Genomic DNA, 19930 nt, shown 5'->3' with positions numbered 1-19930 from the left:
GGGCGATTTTATCAGAGCACAATTCTGTCCATCTCCTCAGCCCTATCTGCCCTTCAGCAAATGTGGGTTGGGATGAGCCTGCGAATCCCAAAGATCGATCCCGTGAACGTTGGGGTTCGCTACGCTCAGCGTCAAGCTACCGCCGTTCGTCTGCGGCGGCTGGACTTAGAATTTTCACACCGCATTCGCCGAACGCACCCGCGCCACCGCGTCGTGCCAGCCGGCCAGCAACTTTTTCGCGCGTGCGGCTTCCATCTGCGGCTCGAAGCGGGTCTGGGCGCGCCAGCGGCTGGCGATGTCTTCCAGTGATTCGTAGACGCCGGCGGTGAGGCCGGCGAGAAAGGCGGCGCCGAGCGCCGTGGTTTCGACGGTTTCCGGGCGCACGACCGGAATCTGCAGCAGATCGGCGAGGCTCTGGCTCAGCCAGTCGTTGACGACCATGCCGCCGTCGACGCGCAGTTCGGTAAGTGCCAGCGCGTCCTTTTCCATCGCATCGATCAGGTCGCGCGTCTGGTAACCGACCGACTCCAGCGCGGCGCGGACGATGTGCGCGATACCGGAGTCGCGGGTCAGGCCGAGGATCGCGCCGCGCGCTTCCGGGTCCCAGTACGGCGCGCCGAGGCCGGTGAACGCGGGCACGAGGTAGACACCGTCGGTGTCGGGAATCGACTTGGCGATCTTCTCGGTCTCGCCGGCGGCGCGGATCAGGTGCATGGCGTCGCGCAGCCACTGCACGGCGGCGCCGGCGACGAAGATGCTGCCTTCCAGCGCATAGGTGGTTTCGCCCTTGATGCGATAGGCGATGGTCGACAGCAGACGATTCTGCGAGCGCTTGAACTCGCTGCCGGTATTGAGCACGAGAAAGCAGCCGGTGCCGTAGGTGGACTTGCTCATGCCGGGCTTGAAGCAGGCCTGGCCGATGGTCGCGGCCTGCTGGTCGCCGGCAATGCCGCCGATCGCGATCGCGCCGCCGAACAGGCCGGGTTCGGTCTCGCCGTAGTCGGCGGCGCTGTCGCGCACTTCCGGCAGCACGGCGCGCGGAATCTTGAAGAATGCCAGCAGCTCGTCGTCCCACTCGTTGCGCGCGATGTTGAACAGCGCGGTGCGCGAGGCATTGGTCGCATCGGTGACATGCAGACGCCCGCCGGTCAGGTTCCACATCAGCCAGCTGTCGATGGTGCCGAATGCCAGCTCGCCGCGCTCGGCACGCACACGCGCGTCGGGCACGTTGTCGAGCAGCCAGGTCAGCTTGGTCGCCGAGAAGTAGGGATCGAGCAGCAGGCCGGTCTTTTCGTTGAGCCAGTCGTTGCGGTCCTGATGCTGCTGGCAGAACGCGCTGGTGCGGCGGTCCTGCCAGACGATCGCCGGATGCACGGGCTGGCCGTTGGCGCGATCCCAGAGCACGGTGGTTTCGCGCTGATTGGTGATGCCGAGCGCGTCGATGTCGTCGGCCGCGAGGCCGGCATCGGCGAGCGCGCCCTGCACGCAGGCGACGGTGTCGTCCCAGATGTGGACCGCGTCGTGTTCGACCCAGCCCGGATTCGGAAACGACTGCGGCAATTCGCATTGCGAGCTGCCGAGCTTGTTGCCGTTGATGTCGAAGATAATGGCGCGTGTACTGGTGGTGCCCTGGTCGATCGCCAGCAGTGCCGTCATTTTTGAACCCTCCGCCGAGAATCCGGGTCATTCTGCGTCGTGATGTCAGACTTCGCACCCCCGAGCGCCGTCCATCGATGAAATTCCCGACCCTCCATCCCCGACGCGTGGTGCCGCTGATCGTGGCCTGTGCGGTGTTCATGGAGAACCTCGACTCGACGATCATCGCCACCGCGCTGCCGCAGATCGCGCGCGCGCTGCACGAAGACCCGCTGCACCTGAGCCTGGCGATCACCGCCTATCTGCTCAGTCTGGCCGTGTTCATTCCGCTGTCCGGCTGGGTCGCCGACCGCCACGGTGCGCGCCGCGTGTTCCGCGCCGCGATCCTCGTGTTCACTTTCGGCTCGGTACTGTGCGGGCTGTCGCAGTCGATGCCGCAGCTGATCGGCGCGCGCATCCTGCAGGGGCTGGGCGGCGCACTGATGGTGCCGGTCGGTCGCCTCGTGCTGCTGCGCGCAATCCCGAAAAGCGAGCTGATCGCGGCAATGTCGTGGCTGACCGTGCCGGCGCTGTTCGGGCCCATCCTCGGCCCGCCGCTCGGCGGCCTGATCGTCACCTACGCGTCGTGGCGCTGGATCTTCTTCATCAATGTGCCGATCGGTCTGCTCGGCTGGTGGCTGGTCACGCGTTTCATCGACGACACCCGTGCCGAGACGCGTGCACCGCTAGATTTCGGCGGCTGGCTGCTGGTCGGCAGCGGCCTCGTGCTGCTGGTGATGGCCTTCGAACTGCTCGGCAAGAATCTGCTCGCCAATGCCGTCGTCTACGCGATGATCGTGGCCGGCATCGCGCTGCTGTTGCTGTACGCGCACCAGTCGCGGCAGCGCGAGGCGCCGATCGTCGACCTGCGCCTGCTGCGCATCGCCAGTTTCCGCATCTCGATCAGCGGCGGCTCGCTGTATCGCTGCTGCGTCGGCGCCTACACGCTGCTGATGCCGCTGATGCTGCAGCTCGGCTTCGGTTACAGCGCCGCGGCGTCCGGCGGCATCACCTTCGTGTCGGCAGCCGGCGCGATGCTGATGAAGGCAACCGCGCCGCGCATCGTCCGGCGTTTCGGGTTCCGCCCGCTGCTGCTCGGCAACAGCCTGCTCAGCGCGGTGTTCCTGCTCGGCTGCGCGCAGTTCGCGGCCGGCACGCCGAAGCTGGTGATGCTCGGCTGGTTGCTGGTCTACGGCTTTTTCCGCTCGCTGCAGTTCACCTGCATCAACACGCTGGGATATGCCGACGTACCGCCGTCGCGCATGAGCCAGGCGACGAGTTTTTCGAGCACGGCGCAGCAGCTCAGCCTGAGCGTCGGCGTCGGCATCGGCTCGCAGGTGCTGAACACGGCGCGCGCCCTGCACGGCGGCGGTGCGCTGGTCGCCAGCGACTTCCAGCACGCGTTCATGGTGATCGCGGCCCTGACCGCCGCGTCCGCGCTGCTGTTCCGGCGGCTGTCGGCGAACGCCGGCAGCAGCGTCAGCGGCCACCCGGACAGCGTCGCGACGCCGGACTGAGCGGTCGCCAGCGGCGGCGCTAGAGCGACAGCAGCGGACCACTGCTGATCACCGGACCGGTCGGCGAACCGGTCGGCGAACCGCCGTGCGGTTCGCGGCTGATCGCCAGTACCGGCTTGGCCGGCATCGGCACGCTGGCCGGCATCTGCAGATGGCCGCGGCCGTGCAGCGGCAGCAGACCCAGCGAACGCGGCTTGCCGTCGTCGCCGATCATCCACAGCTCCAGGCTTTCGCGCTGCGCGTCGAGCGAGTAGTCGCCCTGCGCGACGATGCTGATGTCGCGCTTCTGGGCGTTGACCGAGACCAGCCACAGCGCGTCGCTGCCCTTGGCCTGCAACATCGACACGTACGGCGCCGGCGGTTCGGCCACCGCCACCGGCGGCGCGATGGCCACCGGCGCCTGAGTGTAGCGGTACAGCTGCAGCGACAGCGCGACCAGCGCTGCGCTCGCCGCCACGGCCCAGGTCTGCCAGAGCCACAGGCCGCGCGGCGCGACCGGCGGCTGGATCGGCGTCACCGTGCTACGCCGGATACGCGCTTCGATTTCCGCCCAGACCACTTCGCGCGGCGGCACCGGCTTGCTGGACGCCAGCAAGGGCGCGAAACGCGCTTCCCAGAACTGCAGCTCCCGGCGCAGGTCGGCGCGCGTCTGCAGCAGGCGCGCGAACCGCTGGCGCGCGCGGCCGACCAGCGTGCCGAGTGCGTACTCGGCGGCCAGCATCTGCGTCAGGCGGGCGTTGTCGTATTTCATGCGTCGAGGCACTCGCGCAGTTGCGACAGGCCGCGCCGCACCCAGCTCTTGACCGTGCCGAGCGGGGCTTTCATGACGACCGCCAGTTCCGGGTGCGTGTAACCCTCGTAGTAGGCGAGCAATACGCTCTTGCGCGGCTCGGGGGCCAGCTCGTCGAGACAGTTCGACAGGCGGCCGATGCCTTCCTGTTCGGTCGCTCGCACCTCCGGATTGAGCGCGTCGCCGTCGGCAAAGGTCATCGGCGGCGCTTCGTCCTCGTCGGGAATGCTGACCTCGGGACGCTTCATGCGCAGCAGGTCGAGTGCCCGATAACGGGCGATCGTCTGCATCCAGGTCAGCGGCGCGCCTTTTTCGGCGGCGTACTGATCGGCTTTCTGCCACACCCGGAGATAACAGTCTTGCAAGGCCTCTTCCGCCCAGTCTCGTCTTTCCAGAATACGGACGAGCACGCCGAACAGATGCGAGCTGGTGGCCTGATACAACTCGCGGAACGCACGCTGATCGCCGCCCGCCGTATCGGCAAGCAGGCGCACCAGCAGGGCAGCGTCGGTCATGTGTCAGGTGCGGAAAGAATGTGCGCGGCAGTGTAAATGAAGCCGCGCTTGTAGGCTCAAACGCACACGCGCGCCGGTTCGAGTTGCCGTCGCGGCGCGGTCGGCGCGCGGGCGCCCGCTATAATTCGCGCTCTTTGCCGCTGTCGGAAAATCCCGTGACGCCAGGCTCCTTTCCCCGCACGCGTCTGCGCCGCACGCGCCAGACACCTTATCTGCGCGCGATGGTGCGCGAGACGTCGCTGGCGCCCGGCCAGCTGATCCAGCCACTGTTCGTCGCCGAAGGGGCGCTCAAGGGCGCGGTCGGCGCGATGCCGGGCGTGACGCGCCTCGATCTCGACGAGCTGGTGCGCGAGTGCGAAGCGCTCAAGGCGCTCGGCGTCGGCTGCGTCGCGCTGTTTCCGGTGACGCCGGCCGAGCGCAAGACGCCGGGCGGCGACGAGGCGCTGAATCCGGACAGCCTGATGGTGCGCGCGATCAAGGCCATCAAGCGCAGCGTGTCCGGCATCGGTGTGCTCGCCGACGTCGCGCTCGATCCGTATACCAGCCACGGCCAGGACGGCGTGCTCGACGCCAACGGCTATGTCGACAACGGCGCCAGCGTCGGCATCCTGCGGCGGCAGGCATTGCTGTATGCGCGTGCCGGCGTCGACATCGTCGCGCCCAGCGACATGATGGACGGCCGCATCGGCCAGATTCGCGACGTGCTCGAACGCGACGGCCAGCGCAACACGCTGATCATGTCGTACGCCGCCAAGTACGCGTCGGCGTTCTACGGTCCGTTCCGCGACGCGGTCGGCTCCAGCGGCAATCTCGGCAAGGGCGGCAAGGAAACCTACCAGATGGACCCGGCAAACACCGACGAGGCGCTGCGCGAAGTCGCACTCGATCTCGACGAAGGCGCCGACATGGTGATGGTCAAACCGGGCATGCCGTATCTCGACATCATCCGCCGCGTGAAGGACGAGTTCGGCGTGCCGACCGCGGCGTACCAGGTGAGCGGCGAATACTCGATGCTGCAGGGTGCGATCGACAACGGCTGGCTGGACGAGCGCAAGGCCGTACTCGAATCGCTGCTGTGTTTCCGCCGCGCCGGCGCCGACATGATCCTCAGCTATTTCTCGAAGCGCGCCGCGCAATGGCTCGGCGACTGACGCCTGCCACCGCCCGTCCGGAACCCGCCCGCGTCATGCGCATCGAATTGCATCAGTTCAGCTCGCCGAAGGGCTGGCCGAACCTGTCGCCGTTCTGCATGAAGGCCGAAACCTGGCTGCGGCTGGCCGGGTTCGACTACACGATCGTGCCGCAGGCGATCCCCAACGGTCCGCTCGGCAAGCTGCCGGCGGTGCGCGACGGCGACGAAATCATCGCCGACTCGCACAACATCATCGAACGTCTGGCCGCGAGGTACGGCCGTGATCTCGACGCCGGCCTCGACGCGCGCCAGCGCGCAGTGGCGCGCGCCTTCGAGCGGCTGATCAACGAGCACCTGTACTGGGCGCTGGTCTACTTCCGCTGGGTCGACGCGCCCGGCTGGGCACAGATGCGCAAGCTGATGTTCGCCAGGGCGCCGGCGCCGCTGCGCCTGATCGCGCCGCTGGTCGCCTCGCGCGGTGTGCGCGCGCAGCTCAAGGGCCACGGCCTCGGCCGTCACTCGCGCGACGAGATCCTGCGCCGCGCCGGGCAGGACGTGCAGGCTCTTGCGGACTGGCTCGACGCGCAACCCTATTTCATGGGCGAGCGGCCGACCGTGCTCGATGCGTCGGCCTACGCCTTTCTCGCCAACATGCACGACTCGCCGGTGACGACGCCGCTCAAGGCCGTGGTCGCCGCGCATCCCAATCTGGTCGCCTATTGCGCGCGCATGCAGGCGCGCTGCTTCGGTGCCGACCGCCCCACGCCATCGAATCGAACATGACAGATCGTTACGCCGTCATCGGCCAACCCATCTCGCACAGCAAGTCGCCGACCATCCACAACGCGTTCGCGCAGGCAACGCATCAGGATCTGCGCTACGAAGCGGTCGAAGTGCCGGCCGGCACGCTCGCCGACGCCCTGCAGCGGCTGCACGGCGATGGCTTTCTGGGCGTCAACATCACACTGCCCCACAAGGCTGACGCGCCGATGCTGTGCGAGATGATCAGCGAACGCGCGCAGCTCGCCGGCGCGGTCAACACCCTGATCCGCAGCGACGCCGGCTGGCGCGGCGACAACACCGACGGCGAGGGCCTGATCCGTGACCTGCAGCGGCTTGCCTATGCGATCAAGGATCAGCACGTGCTGGTGCTCGGCTCGGGCGGCGCGGTACGCGGCATGATCGCGCCGCTGCTGGCGGAGCAGCCGGCCTCGCTGACCGTGTCGAACCGCAGTCCCTGGACGCCGGAGAAACTCGCCGAGCAGTTCCGTACCGTCGGCACCGTCACGCCACGCACGCACGCAACGCTGAAGGGCGATCGGTTCGATCTGATCATCAATGCCACGTCCGCCGGCCACGCCGGCGTGATGCCGCGCATTCCGGCCGGCGTGCTCGCCAAGGGCGGCGCGTGCTACGACCTCACCTACGGCACTGCGCACGCGCCGTTCCGCAAATGGGCGGAAGCGCAGGGTGCAACCCGCATCGCCGACGGCCTCGGCATGCTGGTCGAGCAGGCGGCGGCCGCGTTCGCGCTGTGGCGCGGCGTGCGCCCGGAAACCGAGACCGTGCTGGCGTCGCTGCGTCCGTCGCAAGGCGCTTGACGTTCGCCGCTTAGCGCTGATCGCGGGACGATCGGCAGGCACGGCCACACCAGGCCGAACCGGGCAGCCCTACGCTGTGCGGACCGCGAACTGCAGGGTCGCGACCGCGCCGCGCGGTGTACGGTTGACCAGCGTCAGGTTCCAGCCGAAGCGCAATGCCAGGGTCTGCGCAATGTACAGACCCATGCCGGTGCCGCCGTCGCGACTGCGGAAGCGCGGCTCGAAGACGTGCGGCAGATCCGCCGGGGCGATACCCGGACCTTCGTCTTCTACGATGATGCGATCGGCACGCAGGCGCACGGTGACCTGCGCGCCGGGCGAGGCCTGCAGCGCATTGCGCAGCAGATTGGTGAACACGGCCGCGATCGCGCCGGGCGCCGTCGCCAGCGTCACCGGGAACTCGGCATCCCAGGTCAGCCCCGCGCGCGGCATCACTTCCAGATACGGCTCGGCCAGTTCGCGCAGCCAGGCGCGCAGTTCCAGATTCACCATGCGTGGCGATTCCTGGACGCGCGACAGCGCCAGCAGCGCGTCGAGCTCGTGCCGCGCCATCGTCACCGCGCGATCGATGCGCTTGAGTGCCGGCTGCGAACCCTGCAGGGCGAGTGTTTCGGATGCGCCCTGGATCACGGCAATCGGCGTGCGCAATTCGTGGCTGGCGGCCGCCGCGAACGCGCGCTCGCGTTCGACCAACGCGTCGAGTTCGACCATGTAGCCGTTGATCGCTTCGGCGATCACCGACAGTTCGCTGTCCTCGACCTGCAGATCGATGCGCTGGCCGCGACGCTCCGGATTGAGTTGCGCCAGCTGGTCGACCAGCTGATCCAGTGGCGCGAGCGCGCGCTGCGCCAGCCAGCGTGACGCGAGCAGACTGAAGACCGCCACCGCGATCAGCGAAGCGCCGGCCGCCCAGACCAGCAACTGTTCGCGCGTTTCGACGAAGGTGATGTCATAGAGCAGATAGGCGTTGCCATCGTCTGCGGTCTTGCGCACCAGCAGGTTGAAGCTGCGGCCGCCGATTTCCAGATCCTCGTAGTAGCCGGGGCCGTAGGATTTCAGGCTGTCCGGCACCTGCTCGCCGGCGAAGAAGCGCAGGGCGTCGTGTGCGCTCTGGCGCCGGTCCGGCGCATGCGGGCCCATCATGTACGACAGCTCGCGCTCCATCAGATCGCGGACCGCGGCGTCCTCGATGTACTTGTCGCTGAGCCAGACGCCGATGCTGGCAAGCACCGCGATCAACAGCGACAGGCTGACCAGACCCCACACCAGGCGGCGATGCAGGGTGCTGCGTCGACGCCTAGCCATCGTCCGGCTCGGCATCGGCGGCGAGCCGGTAGCCCATGCCGCGGACCGTGTGCAGGAGCTTGTGCGCGAACGGCTTGTCGATCACGTTGCGCAGCGCGTGCATGTGCGCACGCAGCACATCGCCGTCCGGCACGTCGTCGCGCCAGAGCAGATATTCGAGTTCCTGGCGCAGCACCATGCGGCCGTTCTGTCGCAGCAGGAATTCGAGGATGCGGCGGATCGAACGGTTGAGCTGCAGGACCTTGCCGGCGCGCCGCACTTCCAGCGTGCGCGTGTCGTATTCGAGATCGGCAAGCCGCAGCGTGCCGGCGGTCAGTGCACCGCTGGCGCGGCGATGCAGCGCCTGCAGGCGTGCTTCGAGTTCGGCCATCGCGAACGGTTTGACCAGATAGTCGTCTGCACCGCACTGCAGGCCGCTGACGCGATCGCCCAGCGTGTCCATCGCGGTCAGCATCAGCACCGGCGTGTCGACACCGTGAAGGTCGCGCAGCTGGCGGCAGACGCTGGCACCGTCGAGGCCTGGCAGCATGCGATCGAGCACGATGACGTCGGCTTCGCCGCGCGTGGCCGCTTCGAGTCCGGCCGGACCGTCATAGGCGAAGTCGACGGTGTGGCGATGCGCGGCGAGATAGTCGCCGAGGTTGGCGGCCAGATCGGCGTTGTCCTCGATGAGCAGGACACGCATGCGCGTGCTCAGGCTTGTTCGCTGCGCTGTTCGTCGACAGCGTCGGTGCCCGGCACGAGGATGCGCGCGGCGATGATGCCGAGCTCGAACAGCAGGTAGACCGGAACCGCCAGCATGATCTGCGACACCACGTCCGGCGGCGTGAAGATCGCGCCGACCACGAACGCACCGACCAGCACGTACTGGCGATTGGCGGCGAGCTGCTTCGGCGTCACGAAACCGGTTTTGACGATCAGCACCAGCGCCACCGGTGTTTCGAACGCGAAGCCGAAGGCGATGAAGATCGTCAGCACGAAATCGAGATACTTGCTGATGTCGGTCATCACCGCGACACCCTGCGGCGCAACCGTCACCATGAAATGGAAAACCATCGGCAGCACGAGGAAATAGGCGAACGCGACGCCGCCGTAGAACAGCACCGTGCTCGACGCCATCAGCGGCGCGACCAGGCGCTTTTCACTCTTGTACAGGCCCGGCGCGACGAAGGCCCAGATCTGCCACAGCACCCAGGGCATGGCCGCCATGAACGCGACCACCGCGGCCAGCTTGATCGGGGCGAAGAACGGCGAGGCCACTTCGGTCGCAATCATCGAGCTGCCGGCCGGCAGCAGGCGCAGCATCGGCTTCGCCAGCAACGCATACAGCTGCTTGGCGAAGAAGCTCAGCGGAATGAAGATCAGCAGCACGCCGTAGACGATGCGCAGCAAACGCGCACGCAACTCCAGCAGGTGCGCCATCAGAGGCTGTTCGCTTCCGCTCTGGGGCTCGTCGCTCATGGCTTGCCGTTGGCGTCGTCGGCCGCCTTGCGCACCGATTCGCGCGCCGCGTCGGTTTCCTTCTTCACCGCATCGTGAAGGTTCGAGGCTTCCTTCTGCACGGTGTCGCGGAAACTCTGCGCGCCCTCCTGCATCGCCCGCTTGGCTTCTTCGAGCTTGGCGCGCAGTTCGGAAAGCTCGGCCTCACGATCCAGTTCGGCGGTCAGGTTGCGCAGATAGCCCTTGGCCTGGCCGGTCCAGCGGCCGACCGTGCGCGCGACTTTCGGCAGGCGCTCCGGCCCGAGCACGACCAGTGCGACCAGAAAGCACAGCAGCAGCTCGGAAAAACCGATATCGAACATGGGCGGACCGCCGTGACCGGCCTGCGATCAGTTGCGCGTCTGTTCGTGTTCGCGCGCTTCGCTCGCCGCCTTTTCCTGCTGCGCAAGCTGCGCCGGCGTCTTCGGCGCGTCTTCCTCGCCTTCCTTCATCGACTGCTTGAAGTTCTTGACCGCCGAACCGAGATCGCCGCCGGCATTGCGCAGCTTCTTGGTTCCGAAAACGAGAATGACGATCGCCAGGACGATCAGCCAGTGCCAGATGCTCAGTGAACCCATGACGAAACTCCTCTACTTGGATGCGCGCAACGCCTTTTCGGCGTGGCCGGAGGTACCGAACCGACGCGCCAGTTCTGCGCTCAGCGATTCTAGCGGCAGACCGCGATGCGCCATCAGGACCAGCGTGTGAAACCACAGGTCGGCGAGTTCGTGGACGAACGCGCCGTCATCATCGTTCTTCGCGGCGATGATCGTCTCTGCCGCTTCCTCGCCGACTTTCTTGGCAATGGTATCGACGCCTTTTTCGTACAGGCTGGCGATGTACGAACTCTTCGCGTCCGCACCTTTGCGCGACTCGATCGTCGCATAGAGCTGGGACAGTACGTCGGCGGGCGAAGACACGTTGATCATCCGGGACAGGTGCGGGGTCGCCAGTTTACGCCGAGCGAGGGCCGCCCGGATCAACGACGGACGAGCAGACCCTTGTCGGTGAGGAACTGCTTGGCTTCGCCGACGCTGTAGGTGCCCTGATGAAAGATGCTGGCGGCCAGCACCGCATCGACACCGCCGTCGTGAAAGCCGTCGTAAAGATGTTCGAGGGTGCCGACGCCGCCGGAGGCAATCACCGGCACGCTGACGGCGTCGGAGATCGCGCGCAGCAGTTCGTTGTCGTAGCCGCCCTTGGTGCCGTCACGGTCGATGCTGGTGACGAGCAACTCGCCGGCGCCCTTCTGCACGATCGTGCGCGCCCATTCGATGGCGTCGAGGCCGGTCGATTTGCGCCCGCCGTGCGTGAACACTTCCCAGCGCACCGGCTCCTTCTTCTTGTTGACGCGCTTGGCGTCGATCGCGACGACGATGCACTGCACGCCGTAACGGCCGCCGGCTTCGCTGACGAAATCCGGATTGTCGACCGCCGCGGTATTGATGCTGACCTTGTCGGCGCCGGCCGAAAGCAGTGCGCGGACATCGGCGCAGTTGCGTACGCCGCCGCCGACGGTCAGCGGAATGTAGATCTGGCGGGCAACCGCTTCGACGGTCTGGAACAGCGTCGGCCGGTCGTCGACCGACGCCGTGATGTCGAGAAACACCAGCTCGTCGGCGCCCTGCGCGTCGTACTTGCGCGCAACCTCGACCGGATCACCGGCGTCCTGCACGTCTTCGAACTTGATGCCCTTGACGACGCGGCCGCGGTCGATGTCGAGGCAGGGAATGATGCGTTTGGCGAGCATGGCGGATCGCGGCTTGCGCCGCTCCTACAGGATGATGGCGCCCGTTCCCGGCAGGAGCGGCGCGAGCCGCGAACGCGCGGCGGTCGGAAACGAAACCATCGGGCGCTTCAAGCCTTGGCGATCCTGACCGCTTCCTTGAAGTCGAGGCTGCCTTCGTACAGCGCACGACCGATCACGGCGCCGGCGACACCATCACCCTCGATATCCTTGAGTCGGCGGATGTCGTCGAGGCTGGACACACCACCGGACGCCAGCACCGGCGTCTTCAGCGCGCGTGCCAGCGTGCTCGTCGATTCGGCGTTGAAGCCCTGCATCATGCCGTCGCGCGAGATGTCGGTGTAGATGATCGCCTCGACACCGTCGCGTTCGCAGTGGATCGCGGTTTCGACGACATCGTGGCCGGTGACCTTGGCCCAGCCGTTGAGCGCGACGCGACCGTCCTTGGCATCGAGGCTGACGATGATGTGGCGCGGGAATTCCAGACAGAGATCGTGCAGGAAGTGCGGCGCGTTGACCGCCTTGGTGCCGATGATCACGTACTGCACGCCGGCGTTGAGATAGCGCTGGACGGTTTCCTCGTCGCGGATGCCACCGCCGATCTGCACCGGCACGTCGACGGCCGCGACGATCTCCTCGACCACCTTGAGGTTGACCGGCGCACCCTTGAACGCACCATCGAGATCGACGACGTGAATGCGTTCGGCGCCTTCGTCGGCCCAGCGCTTAGCGACCGATGCCGGGTCGTCCGAGAACACGGTGGCGTCATTCATCCGGCCCTGGCGTAAACGCACGCACTGGCCGCCTTTGAGATCAATTGCGGGGATCAACAGCATGAGCTGCTACACGTAGTCAGGTGATAGGCGGTTCGGAGGAGAAGATTCGAGCCGGAGGCGTGGATGCGGATGAAGAATGTCGGGGAGACCTGACGTTGCCGACACTCTGCCTGAAACCGCGCGACGCTGGCAAGCCGCATCCGGGCGAGCGCCTTGTCGTGACCGGACTAGGCGGGATCCCACTGCGTGAAATTGGCGAGCAGCATCATCCCGTAGTTCTGCGATTTCTCGGGGTGAAACTGGAAGGCGGCAATGTTGTCGCGCGCGATCGCCGACGCGAAGCTGGCGCCGTAGTCGGTGCTGCCCATGATGTGCGCGGGATTGGTCGGCACGGCGTGGTAGCTGTGCACGAAATAGAACCAGGTCTGGTCCGGTACGCCGCGCCACAGCGGATGCTGCTGCACCTGGCGGACGCGGTTCCAGCCCATGTGCGGCACCTTCAAGCGATTCGGTGAACCGTCTTCCGGCGGGTCCGGGAAGCGCGTGACCCGGCCCGGAAACAGGCCAAGCGCCGGGACGCCGCCGTTCTCGTCGCTCCACTCCAGCATCACTTGCATGCCGAGGCAGACGCCGAGCATCGGCTTGCTGCGCGCAGCCTCGGCAACCATCTCGTTGAGCTCCAGCCGCTGCAGTTCTTTCATGCACTCGCGCACGCCGCCGACACCGGGCAGCACGAGGCGATCGCATTTGAGCAGCTCGTTCGGGTCGTAGCTGATGATGACCCGACCGGAATCCGAAACCCGCTCCAGCGCCTTGCCGAGCGAGTGCAGATTGCCCATGCCGTAGTCGATGACGCCGATCGATGCCATGTGAGGTGCCGGCGCGGTTCAGGCGACGCGAACAACGCGCGCCGGGAAGAAAAGGCGGCTCACGTCAGAGGCTGCCTTTGGTCGAGGGCATGACGTCGCCGAGCCGTTCGTCGCGGCTGGTCGCGACACGCAGTGCGCGCCCGAAAGCCTTGAACACGGTTTCGACGATGTGGTGCGCATTGCGGCCGCGCAGGTTGTCGATGTGCAGCGTCACCTTCGCGTGGTTGACGAAGCCCTGGAAGAACTCGCGGAACAGGTCGACATCGAACTCGCCGATGCGCGCACGCGGGAAGTCGACGAAGTATTCGAGATCGGGCCGGCCGGACAGGTCGATGACGACGCGCGACAGCGCCTCGTCGAGCGGCACGTAGCTGTGGCCGTAACGCACCAGACCCTTCTTGTCGCCAAGCGCCTTGTCGAAGGCCTGGCCCAGCGTGATGCCGATGTCCTCCACCGTGTGGTGATCGTCGATCTCGCGATCACCCTTGGCCTCGACGACCAGGTCGATCAGACCATGCCGCGCGATCTGGTCGAGCATGTGGTCGAGAAAGGCGATGCCGGACGCAAGCCGCGCCTCGCCGGTCCCGTCGAGATTGATCTCGACGCGAATCTGCGTCTCGCGGGTGTTGCGCTCGATGCTGGCGGTACGGGCAGCCATAAAGGGCCGGGGCGGGCACGAAAGGGCGCAAAGGATACTCTGGGCGTGGGTAAATTTGAATCAGTGTTCAATGCCCCCATCAGATCGGGCAATTCCGGTCACCGACGACGCCCCCGATGAGCCTGCCCCTGTCCATTCTCGATCTCGCACCGGTGGTTGACGGCTCCCCGGCCGCGGTGTCGATCCGCCGTACCGTCGAACTTGCCCGACTGGCCGAACGGCTCGGCTATGCGCGCGTCTGGTACGCCGAACATCACGCGATGCCGAGCGTCGCCAGCAGCGCGCCCGAAATCCTGATTGCCAGCAGCGCCGCTGCCACGCGACGCATCCGCCTCGGTTCCGGCGGCGTGATGCTGCCCAACCACGCTCCGCTGCGCGTTGCCGAGAACTTCCACACCCTCGAAGCCCTGTATCCGGGCCGCATCGATCTGGGGCTCGGTCGCGCGCCCGGTGGCGTGCCCGGCGCCAGCCGCGCGCTGCGTGCCGGCCGCGGCGACCTGTTCGCGCAAATGCTCGACGAACTGCTGATGTATTCCCGCGGCGACGCACCGGCCGGCTTCGACGCGGTACACGCCGAACCGGGAGGCGTCGGCTGCCCGCCGATCTGGCTGCTCGGCTCCAGCGGCGCGAGTGCCCGCATGGCCGGTGAAGCCGGCATGGGCTACAGCTTCGCCGCGCATTTCTCGCCGGCTCCGCCGGCACCCGCGATGCGGGCCTACCGCCAGCACTTCCGGCCGTCGCCACAGTTCGCCAAGCCACACGCGATCCTCGGCGTCGCGGCGGTCTGCGCCGACAGCGACGCGCAGGCCCGCGAACTGGCGGCGACGATGGAACTGGCCTGGCTGCGCATCCACAGCGGCCGCTTCCTGCCGCTGCCAAGCCCGGCAGAAGCCCTGGCCTATCCGTACAACGACGACGAACGCGAGGTACTGCAGGAGTTGCGCGCGCGAACCATCGTCGGCACACCGGGCGCCGTGCGCGCCGGCATCGAGGCCGCCGCCGCCGACAGCGCCGCCGACGAGGTGATGGTGGTCAGCAACGTTTTCGACCCGGCGGCGCGTTTGCGTTCGTACGAGTTGCTGGCGGCGGCATTCGGTTGAATGCGGTTCGTTCCCGGCATCGCGGCACGCGGGCTTTTGACGTTCGGGGTTCCCTCGGGGGGCACCGAGCAGCGCGGCGCGCGCAGGGAATGACGTGCCAGGCCACCGTCGCGGCAGGGACGCCGCGTCGGCGACGGTCCCGAGCACGAGAGCAGCGCAGGGGCGTGCTTTCTGTTGCTCCCTTCTCCTTGCACGAGCAAAGGGAAGAAGGCCGCGCTCACGGCGCGAAACAAAAAGTCAGATCAGGAGCCGAACGAAGCAGAACGAGCGCAAGCCCTGTGCAGTAGCGCGCCTCGCCCGCGACCGCGGCGTCAACCGAGACCGAACACCAGCGCCACCACCAGCGCCGCCGCCGCCAACAGACCGCCGATCGCAGGGCCGAGGCCGACAAAGCGCAGGCCGTCAGTGGCACCCGGCGGCAACAGCTTGCGGCCGCCAAGCATCGGCGTGATCAGATCCTCGCGGCGCACGACGCGATAGAACAGCACAGTGGCGAGGTGCAACCCGAGCAGCGCCAGCAGCAGATCGAATGACAGACTGTGGACGTCGGCAAACGTGCGACCGGTCGCAAAGCGCACGAAATGCGAAAGCGGCCCGGATTCGACGCCGTCGGTATCGACCGAGAACAGGCCGGTGCCGGTCTGCAACAGCAGCAGCGCCAGCAGCGCCAGCACGCTCCAGCCGCCCATCGGATTGTGGCCGATGCTGTGCGTCGCCGGCTGTTGCCGCAGACGCTTCGCGTACGCGACAAACGCGGACGGTCCGCGCACGAAGCTGGCGAAGCGCGCCGTCGTGCTGCCCGCGAAACCCCAGTACAGCCGGAACAGCAAAAGGGCCAGCACCGTGTATCCGGACACGCGATGCCAGCGCAGATGGTCGTATTCTGCGCTCCACCACGAGAACAGGAACAGCAGGATCAGCGCGACGTGCAGCAGCCGCGTCGGCAGGTCCCAGACGCGCTGCGCCAGCGCACCGTCGCGCTTGTCCGGCGTCATCGGCCTGCTCAGTGATGATCCTTGTCGCGGAATTCGTCGTGGCAGCCCTTGCAGGCCTTGCCGAGTTCCGGCACCTGCGCGGCGAAGCCGGCGGCGTCGTTGGCGTTGGCCAGCGCGGCCAGTTTGCCGGCTTCGGTGACCAGCGCTTCGCGCTTCTGCGCGAACTCGTCCGGCTTCAGCCAGATTTCCGCCTTGGCGCCGGTCTTGCGCTTGGTCTCGTGACCGGAACCGGCCGGGAACCAGTCCTTGAGCTGCGGTGCCAGGTCGTCGATGGTGTTCGCCGCACTCGCGAGTTCCGGATTGAGGCTGCCGCCGGCCTTGAGCGTGTCGGCGATCGTCTTCATCGAATCACCGATCTTCTCGAAACCCTCGTGCCGCGTTTCCATCGCCTGCTTGACCTCCGGACTGATCGGCGGCTTCTGTTCGCAGGCCGGCAGCACGAACACAGCGGCAAGCGCGAGGGACACGGGCAGACGCTTGAGTTTCATGGCGCAGACTTTCCTTGGCATTCACGGGGGATGGCGCGAGCTTACTGAAGGCCGCGGCCGAAGTCTCGCCCTAGCGGGACTCGAGCCAGAACGTCACCGGACCGTCATTGACCAGCGCGACTTTCATGTCGGCCCCGAAGCGGCCGCAGGCCACGTCGCCGTGCGCCGCGCGCGCCCGTTCGGCCAGATGGACGAACAGCGCGTGCGCATGCGCCGGCGCCGCCGCGGTCGAAAAACCGGCGCGCGTGCCGCTGCGCGTGTCGGCGGCCAGAGTGAACTGCGGCACCAGCAGGAGGCCGCCGCCGGTATCGCGCAGCGCGCGATTCATGCGCCCGGCCTCGTCGACGAACACGCGATAGGTCAGCAGGCGGTCGAGCAGCCGCTGGGCGCTCGCTTCGCTGTCCTGCGGCTGCACGCCAACCAGCACCAGCAGGCCCGCGCCGATCGCGCCGACGCGCTCGCCGTCGATGCGCACCTCGGCCTCGCTGACACGCTGCAACAGTCCGATCATTGCTGATGGCTTCCGGCGGATTGGATGATCGCGACGGCGCTCGCGACGGTTCGGGCCGGGACTCTACAATCGCACGCCATGAAATCCCTGGTCGGTTTTCTGCTCGCTGCGCTGGCGATCCTGCCACTGCCTATTCTGCACGGCCTCGCCGCCCTGGCGAGCGTGCCGCTGTGGCTGCTGCCAGGCAAGCCGCGGCGATTGACGCGCTGGCATCTGCAGCACTGTCTGCCGGAGATCTGCGCGCGCGAACGCCGCAGGCTGGTGCGACAAAGCCTCGGCCACATGCTCAAGGCGCTGATCGAAGCACCGGCGTTCTGGTTCGGGTCCCGGAAACGTCTCGATCGCTGGCTCGCCGATCCGCACGCCGCACGGCAGATCGCCGAACTGCGTGCGCAGGGTCGCGGCGTGATCTGGCTGTGCCCGCATTGGGGTGCCTGGGAGCTGGCCGGCCTGTTCTGCTCGGCGCACGGCCCGATGACCTCGCTGTACAAGCCGCAGAAGGGGGCGGTCGACGCGCTGATGCTGGAAGGCCGCTCGCGGCTCGGCGCGAAACTGGTGCCGACCACCGGCGCCGGCGTGAAGGCGCTGCTGACGGCGCTCAAGCGCAACGAGATGATCGGCATCCTGCCCGATCACGATCCACCGCCCGGCTCCGGCGTGTTCGCACCGCTGTTCGGCATCACGGCGCACACCACGGAACTGGTCAGCAAGCTTGCCGCACGCAGCGGTGCGCCGGTCTGGTTCTGCCTTGCCGAACGCCTGCCGCTGGGCAAGGGCTATCGCTTCCATCTGCAACCTGCACCCGAAGGCATCGCCGATCCGACGCGTGGCGTCGCCGTACTCAACACCGCCATCGAGGCTATCGTGCGCCGCTGGCCGGACCAGTACTGGTGGGCGTACGAGCGCTACCGGCGTCAACCGGCCGGACAGCCCAGTCCATACGCGCAGCAGAAAATCCGACGGAACTGAATCGGAATTGCCGCGGTCAGTTGCACGATTTCGCAGGAAAGGAGCATCGGCACCGGGGGCTGCGCGACAGATCGCGCGCGTCTGCGGCACCGCGCTCCCCGCTCCACCAGAACGTCAAAGGACGCATAGAGAAGAGCATGGGAAACCAAGAGATGGGCGCAAGCCCCGATGAAGTGCTGATCGAAGCACGTGGCCTGATACGACGCTACGGCCCGACCGTCGCCGTCAACAATCTCGATCTGACCTTGCGCAAGGGCGAGATCGTCGGCCTGCTCGGGCCGAACGGCGCCGGCAAGTCGACGACGATGAAGATGCTGACCGGCAATCTTGCGCCGAGTGCCGGCGAAGTGAAGATCAAGGGCGTGTCGCTGCGCGAGCAGCCGAAGCTCGCCAAGAGTCACATCGGCTATCTGCCCGAACAGCCGCCGGTCTACCCGGAACTGACGGTCGACGAATACCTGCGCTTCTGCGCGAGCCTGCATCGCATGGCCGGCAAGGACATTGCGGCGGCGCTGGCTTCGGCGAAGCGCGATTGCGGCCTCGGCGACGTCGGCTCGCGACTGGTCGGCAATCTGTCGAAGGGCTACCAGCAGCGCGTCGGCATCGCGCAGGCGATCATCCATCGCCCGCCGGTGGTGATTCTCGACGAGCCGACGGTCGGCCTCGATCCGATCCAGATTCGCGAAATCCGCTCGCTGATCGCCGAACTCGGCAAGACCCATACGGTGATCCTGTCGAGCCACATCCTTCCGGAAATCCAGGCCGTCTGCGATCGCGTGATGATCATTGCGCGCGGTCTGGTGGTCTACAACGAACCGGTCGCGAACACGCATAACCAGTCCTCGGTCGTCTGCGGTTTCCGGCGTCCACCCGAAGCGGTGCAGCTGGCCGGCATCGACGGCGTCGACGGCGCGAGCGTGCTCGGTGACGGGCGCTTTCTCGTCAGCACCCGCAAGAACGCCGATCCGCGCGAAGCGATCGCCGCGGCTGCGGCCGAGCGCAACTGGGGCCTCATCGAGCTGCACGCACAGCAGCGCACGCTCGAAGAGATTTTCGTCGAACTGACCTCCGGTGACCTGAGGGCCGCGGCATGAGCAATGTCTTCAATATCGCGCGCGTCGAATGGCGCCGCATCTTTCTCTCGCCGCTGGCCTGGGCGGTCCTGGCGATCGTGCAGTTCATCGTCGGCTTCGTGTTCATCAACCTGCTGCTGCAGTACGCGAACGATGCGGCGCAGGGCAGCGATCTCGGCGTTTCCGATGTCGTCGCCGGTTCGCTGTACGGTTTTTCGACGATCCTGCTGCTGCTGATCATGCCGCTGATGACGATGCGGCTGTTCGCCGAGGAGCGCAAGACCGGCGCGATCACCCTGCTGTTCTCGGCGCCGGTGTCGCTGACCGAAATCGTGCTCGGCAAATTCCTCGGCGTGCTCGGCTTCATCGTCGTGGTGATGGTGCTGATGGCCCTGATGCCGCTGTCGCTGGCCTGGTCGACCAACATGGATTGGGGCCGCGTCGCCGCCGGCCTGCTCGGCCTGTTCCTGCTGATGACCTCGTTCGGCGCGGTCGGCCTGTTCGTCTCGTCCTGCACACGTGAGCCGACGATCGCCGCGGTCGGCAGCTTCGGCCTGCTGCTCGTGATCTGGCTCGCCAACATCCTCGCGTACAACGACAGCGTGCCGTTCCACCAGGTGTTTTCGTACCTGTCGCTGATCGACCATTTCGAGAGTCTGCGGCGCGGTGTGTTCGCGACCGCCGATGTTGCCTACTACCTGCTGTTCTCGGCGCTGTTCCTGTGGCTGACCGTGCTGCGCCTCGACGTCGAACGCAACTGAGAACTCGAG

The 19930-nt window shown here is 66.9% G+C and carries 24 protein-coding genes; 8 read left to right on the top strand and 16 right to left on the bottom strand.

What is annotated here, in order from left to right; genetic code table 11:
• Positions 1-174 precede the first annotated feature (174 nt).
• Positions 175-1656, bottom strand: coding sequence for a glycerol kinase GlpK (glpK, locus tag G7Y85_RS17440; RefSeq protein WP_166260337.1), 1482 nt, complete (start codon positions 1654-1656; stop codon positions 175-177).
• A 77-nt stretch (positions 1657-1733) separates the two neighbouring features.
• Between glpK and G7Y85_RS17435 the strand changes: the two genes are divergently transcribed.
• Positions 1734-3152 (top strand): MDR family MFS transporter, encoded by a 1419-nt coding sequence (locus tag G7Y85_RS17435; protein WP_166260334.1) that lies wholly within the window; start codon positions 1734-1736, stop codon positions 3150-3152.
• Between the two features lie 19 nt (positions 3153-3171).
• Here G7Y85_RS17435 and G7Y85_RS17430 read toward each other — a convergent pair whose 3' ends face one another.
• Together G7Y85_RS17430 and G7Y85_RS17425 are read right to left on the bottom strand one after the other, a co-directional pair.
• Positions 3172-3903, bottom strand: coding sequence for an anti-sigma factor (locus G7Y85_RS17430; RefSeq protein WP_166260331.1), 732 nt, complete (start codon positions 3901-3903; stop codon positions 3172-3174).
• Positions 3900-4457, bottom strand: a complete 558-nt coding sequence (locus G7Y85_RS17425) for a sigma-70 family RNA polymerase sigma factor (protein ID WP_166260328.1) — start codon at positions 4455-4457, stop codon at positions 3900-3902. The genes G7Y85_RS17430 and G7Y85_RS17425 overlap by 4 nt, the downstream gene beginning before the upstream one ends.
• Before the next feature lie 155 nt (positions 4458-4612).
• Between G7Y85_RS17425 and hemB the strand changes: the two genes are divergently transcribed.
• The 3 genes from hemB to aroE are packed head-to-tail and all read left to right on the top strand — an operon-like array spanning position 4613 to position 7190.
• Positions 4613-5608 (top strand): porphobilinogen synthase, encoded by a 996-nt coding sequence (hemB, locus tag G7Y85_RS17420; protein WP_166260325.1) that lies wholly within the window; start codon positions 4613-4615, stop codon positions 5606-5608.
• A 35-nt stretch (positions 5609-5643) separates the two neighbouring features.
• Complete coding sequence (locus G7Y85_RS17415) at positions 5644-6372, top strand: glutathione S-transferase family protein (RefSeq protein ID WP_166260321.1); 729 nt, start codon at positions 5644-5646, stop codon at positions 6370-6372.
• Entirely contained in the window at positions 6369-7190 is an 822-nt protein-coding gene (aroE, locus tag G7Y85_RS17410) for a shikimate dehydrogenase (protein WP_166260318.1), read from the top strand. Before G7Y85_RS17415 ends, aroE begins: the two co-directional genes overlap by 4 nt.
• 69 nt (positions 7191-7259) lie before the next feature.
• Here the strand turns inward: aroE and G7Y85_RS17405 are convergent, their stop codons facing one another.
• The 10 genes from G7Y85_RS17405 to hisB form a co-directional block, all read right to left on the bottom strand.
• Positions 7260-8495 (bottom strand): sensor histidine kinase, encoded by a 1236-nt coding sequence (locus G7Y85_RS17405; RefSeq protein ID WP_166260314.1) that lies wholly within the window; start codon positions 8493-8495, stop codon positions 7260-7262.
• Positions 8488-9180: a response regulator transcription factor gene (locus G7Y85_RS17400; RefSeq protein ID WP_166260311.1), complete on the bottom strand. Its 693-nt coding sequence runs from the start codon at positions 9178-9180 to the stop codon at positions 8488-8490. Before G7Y85_RS17400 ends, G7Y85_RS17405 begins: the two co-directional genes overlap by 8 nt.
• Positions 9181-9188: 8 nt before the next feature.
• Complete coding sequence (tatC, locus tag G7Y85_RS17395) at positions 9189-9956, bottom strand: twin-arginine translocase subunit TatC (protein ID WP_166260308.1); 768 nt, start codon at positions 9954-9956, stop codon at positions 9189-9191.
• Entirely contained in the window at positions 9953-10297 is a 345-nt protein-coding gene (gene tatB, locus G7Y85_RS17390) for a Sec-independent protein translocase protein TatB (protein ID WP_166260305.1), read from the bottom strand. Before tatB ends, tatC begins: the two co-directional genes overlap by 4 nt.
• A 27-nt stretch (positions 10298-10324) precedes the next feature.
• Entirely contained in the window at positions 10325-10552 is a 228-nt protein-coding gene (gene tatA, locus G7Y85_RS17385; RefSeq protein WP_166260302.1) for a Sec-independent protein translocase subunit TatA, read from the bottom strand.
• 12 nt (positions 10553-10564) lie between these two features.
• Positions 10565-10903, bottom strand: a complete 339-nt coding sequence (locus G7Y85_RS17380) for a phosphoribosyl-ATP diphosphatase (protein ID WP_166260554.1) — start codon at positions 10901-10903, stop codon at positions 10565-10567.
• 50 nt (positions 10904-10953) lie between these two features.
• Positions 10954-11724, bottom strand: a complete 771-nt coding sequence (gene hisF / locus G7Y85_RS17375) for an imidazole glycerol phosphate synthase subunit HisF (protein ID WP_166260299.1) — start codon at positions 11722-11724, stop codon at positions 10954-10956.
• 107 nt (positions 11725-11831) lie between these two features.
• Positions 11832-12557: a 1-(5-phosphoribosyl)-5-[(5-phosphoribosylamino)methylideneamino]imidazole-4-carboxamide isomerase gene (hisA, locus tag G7Y85_RS17370; RefSeq protein ID WP_166260297.1), complete on the bottom strand. Its 726-nt coding sequence runs from the start codon at positions 12555-12557 to the stop codon at positions 11832-11834.
• Between the two features lie 167 nt (positions 12558-12724).
• On the bottom strand, positions 12725-13366 hold the full coding sequence (gene hisH / locus G7Y85_RS17365) for an imidazole glycerol phosphate synthase subunit HisH (RefSeq protein ID WP_166260294.1): 642 nt from the start codon (positions 13364-13366) through the stop codon (positions 12725-12727).
• 64 nt (positions 13367-13430) lie between these two features.
• Positions 13431-14024, bottom strand: a complete 594-nt coding sequence (hisB, locus tag G7Y85_RS17360) for an imidazoleglycerol-phosphate dehydratase HisB (protein ID WP_166260291.1) — start codon at positions 14022-14024, stop codon at positions 13431-13433.
• Between the two features lie 116 nt (positions 14025-14140).
• Here hisB and G7Y85_RS17355 point away from each other — a divergent pair, with 116 nt between their 5' ends.
• Positions 14141-15124 carry an LLM class flavin-dependent oxidoreductase gene (locus G7Y85_RS17355; protein ID WP_166260288.1) on the top strand — a complete coding sequence of 328 codons (984 nt, stop codon included), beginning with the start codon at positions 14141-14143 and terminating at the stop codon, positions 15122-15124.
• A 311-nt stretch (positions 15125-15435) separates the two neighbouring features.
• On the opposite strand, the gene G7Y85_RS17350 is transcribed toward G7Y85_RS17355, so the two are convergent.
• From G7Y85_RS17350 to dtd, 3 genes are all read right to left on the bottom strand, one after another.
• Positions 15436-16119: a cytochrome b/b6 domain-containing protein gene (locus tag G7Y85_RS17350; protein ID WP_166260285.1), complete on the bottom strand. Its 684-nt coding sequence runs from the start codon at positions 16117-16119 to the stop codon at positions 15436-15438.
• 8 nt (positions 16120-16127) lie between these two features.
• Positions 16128-16607 (bottom strand): c-type cytochrome, encoded by a 480-nt coding sequence (locus G7Y85_RS17345; RefSeq protein ID WP_166260282.1) that lies wholly within the window; start codon positions 16605-16607, stop codon positions 16128-16130.
• Between the two features lie 70 nt (positions 16608-16677).
• Positions 16678-17118, bottom strand: coding sequence for a D-aminoacyl-tRNA deacylase (gene dtd, locus G7Y85_RS17340; protein WP_166260279.1), 441 nt, complete (start codon positions 17116-17118; stop codon positions 16678-16680).
• 78 nt (positions 17119-17196) lie between these two features.
• Here dtd and G7Y85_RS17335 point away from each other — a divergent pair, with 78 nt between their 5' ends.
• The 3 genes from G7Y85_RS17335 to G7Y85_RS17325 all read left to right on the top strand — a co-directional run bounded on the left by G7Y85_RS17335 (position 17197) and on the right by G7Y85_RS17325 (position 19921).
• Positions 17197-18087, top strand: coding sequence for a lysophospholipid acyltransferase family protein (locus G7Y85_RS17335; RefSeq protein WP_166260276.1), 891 nt, complete (start codon positions 17197-17199; stop codon positions 18085-18087).
• Positions 18088-18224: 137 nt separating this feature from the next.
• A complete protein-coding gene (locus G7Y85_RS17330) occupies positions 18225-19181 on the top strand; it encodes an ABC transporter ATP-binding protein (protein WP_241696249.1) in 957 nt (318 codons plus the stop codon).
• Positions 19178-19921, top strand: coding sequence for an ABC transporter permease (locus tag G7Y85_RS17325; RefSeq protein ID WP_166260273.1), 744 nt, complete (start codon positions 19178-19180; stop codon positions 19919-19921). The genes G7Y85_RS17330 and G7Y85_RS17325 overlap by 4 nt, the downstream gene beginning before the upstream one ends.
• Positions 19922-19930 lie beyond the last annotated feature (9 nt).

Source organism: Solimonas terrae (assembly GCF_011067135.1).
GTDB lineage: Bacteria > Pseudomonadota > Gammaproteobacteria > Nevskiales > Nevskiaceae > Solimonas > Solimonas terrae.
The sequence above is the reverse complement of the archived record's forward strand: the minus strand, read 5'-3'. Positions and strand labels throughout refer to the sequence as shown.

Excerpts from the sequence above, each read along its gene's own strand:
- glpK (WP_166260337.1), bottom strand. The coding sequence starts at position 1,656 with ATGACGGCACTGCTGGCGATCGACCAGGGCACCACCAGTACACGCGCC.
- G7Y85_RS17435 (WP_166260334.1), top strand. The coding sequence starts at position 1,734 with ATGAAATTCCCGACCCTCCATCCCCGACGCGTGGTGCCGCTGATCGTG.
- G7Y85_RS17430 (WP_166260331.1), bottom strand. The coding sequence starts at position 3,903 with ATGAAATACGACAACGCCCGCCTGACGCAGATGCTGGCCGCCGAGTAC.
- G7Y85_RS17425 (WP_166260328.1), bottom strand. The coding sequence starts at position 4,457 with ATGACCGACGCTGCCCTGCTGGTGCGCCTGCTTGCCGATACGGCGGGC.
- G7Y85_RS17415 (WP_166260321.1), top strand. The coding sequence starts at position 5,644 with ATGCGCATCGAATTGCATCAGTTCAGCTCGCCGAAGGGCTGGCCGAAC.
- aroE (WP_166260318.1), top strand. The coding sequence starts at position 6,369 with ATGACAGATCGTTACGCCGTCATCGGCCAACCCATCTCGCACAGCAAG.
- G7Y85_RS17405 (WP_166260314.1), bottom strand. The coding sequence starts at position 8,495 with ATGGCTAGGCGTCGACGCAGCACCCTGCATCGCCGCCTGGTGTGGGGT.
- G7Y85_RS17400 (WP_166260311.1), bottom strand. The coding sequence starts at position 9,180 with ATGCGTGTCCTGCTCATCGAGGACAACGCCGATCTGGCCGCCAACCTC.
- tatC (WP_166260308.1), bottom strand. The coding sequence starts at position 9,956 with ATGAGCGACGAGCCCCAGAGCGGAAGCGAACAGCCTCTGATGGCGCAC.
- tatB (WP_166260305.1), bottom strand. The coding sequence starts at position 10,297 with ATGTTCGATATCGGTTTTTCCGAGCTGCTGCTGTGCTTTCTGGTCGCA.
- tatA (WP_166260302.1), bottom strand. The coding sequence starts at position 10,552 with ATGGGTTCACTGAGCATCTGGCACTGGCTGATCGTCCTGGCGATCGTC.
- G7Y85_RS17380 (WP_166260554.1), bottom strand. The coding sequence starts at position 10,903 with ATGATCAACGTGTCTTCGCCCGCCGACGTACTGTCCCAGCTCTATGCG.
- hisF (WP_166260299.1), bottom strand. The coding sequence starts at position 11,724 with ATGCTCGCCAAACGCATCATTCCCTGCCTCGACATCGACCGCGGCCGC.
- hisA (WP_166260297.1), bottom strand. The coding sequence starts at position 12,557 with ATGCTGTTGATCCCCGCAATTGATCTCAAAGGCGGCCAGTGCGTGCGT.
- hisH (WP_166260294.1), bottom strand. The coding sequence starts at position 13,366 with ATGGCATCGATCGGCGTCATCGACTACGGCATGGGCAATCTGCACTCG.
- hisB (WP_166260291.1), bottom strand. The coding sequence starts at position 14,024 with ATGGCTGCCCGTACCGCCAGCATCGAGCGCAACACCCGCGAGACGCAG.
- G7Y85_RS17355 (WP_166260288.1), top strand. The coding sequence starts at position 14,141 with ATGAGCCTGCCCCTGTCCATTCTCGATCTCGCACCGGTGGTTGACGGC.
- G7Y85_RS17350 (WP_166260285.1), bottom strand. The coding sequence starts at position 16,119 with ATGACGCCGGACAAGCGCGACGGTGCGCTGGCGCAGCGCGTCTGGGAC.
- G7Y85_RS17345 (WP_166260282.1), bottom strand. The coding sequence starts at position 16,607 with ATGAAACTCAAGCGTCTGCCCGTGTCCCTCGCGCTTGCCGCTGTGTTC.
- dtd (WP_166260279.1), bottom strand. The coding sequence starts at position 17,118 with ATGATCGGACTGTTGCAGCGTGTCAGCGAGGCCGAGGTGCGCATCGAC.
- G7Y85_RS17335 (WP_166260276.1), top strand. The coding sequence starts at position 17,197 with ATGAAATCCCTGGTCGGTTTTCTGCTCGCTGCGCTGGCGATCCTGCCA.
- G7Y85_RS17330 (WP_241696249.1), top strand. The coding sequence starts at position 18,225 with ATGGGAAACCAAGAGATGGGCGCAAGCCCCGATGAAGTGCTGATCGAA.
- G7Y85_RS17325 (WP_166260273.1), top strand. The coding sequence starts at position 19,178 with ATGAGCAATGTCTTCAATATCGCGCGCGTCGAATGGCGCCGCATCTTT.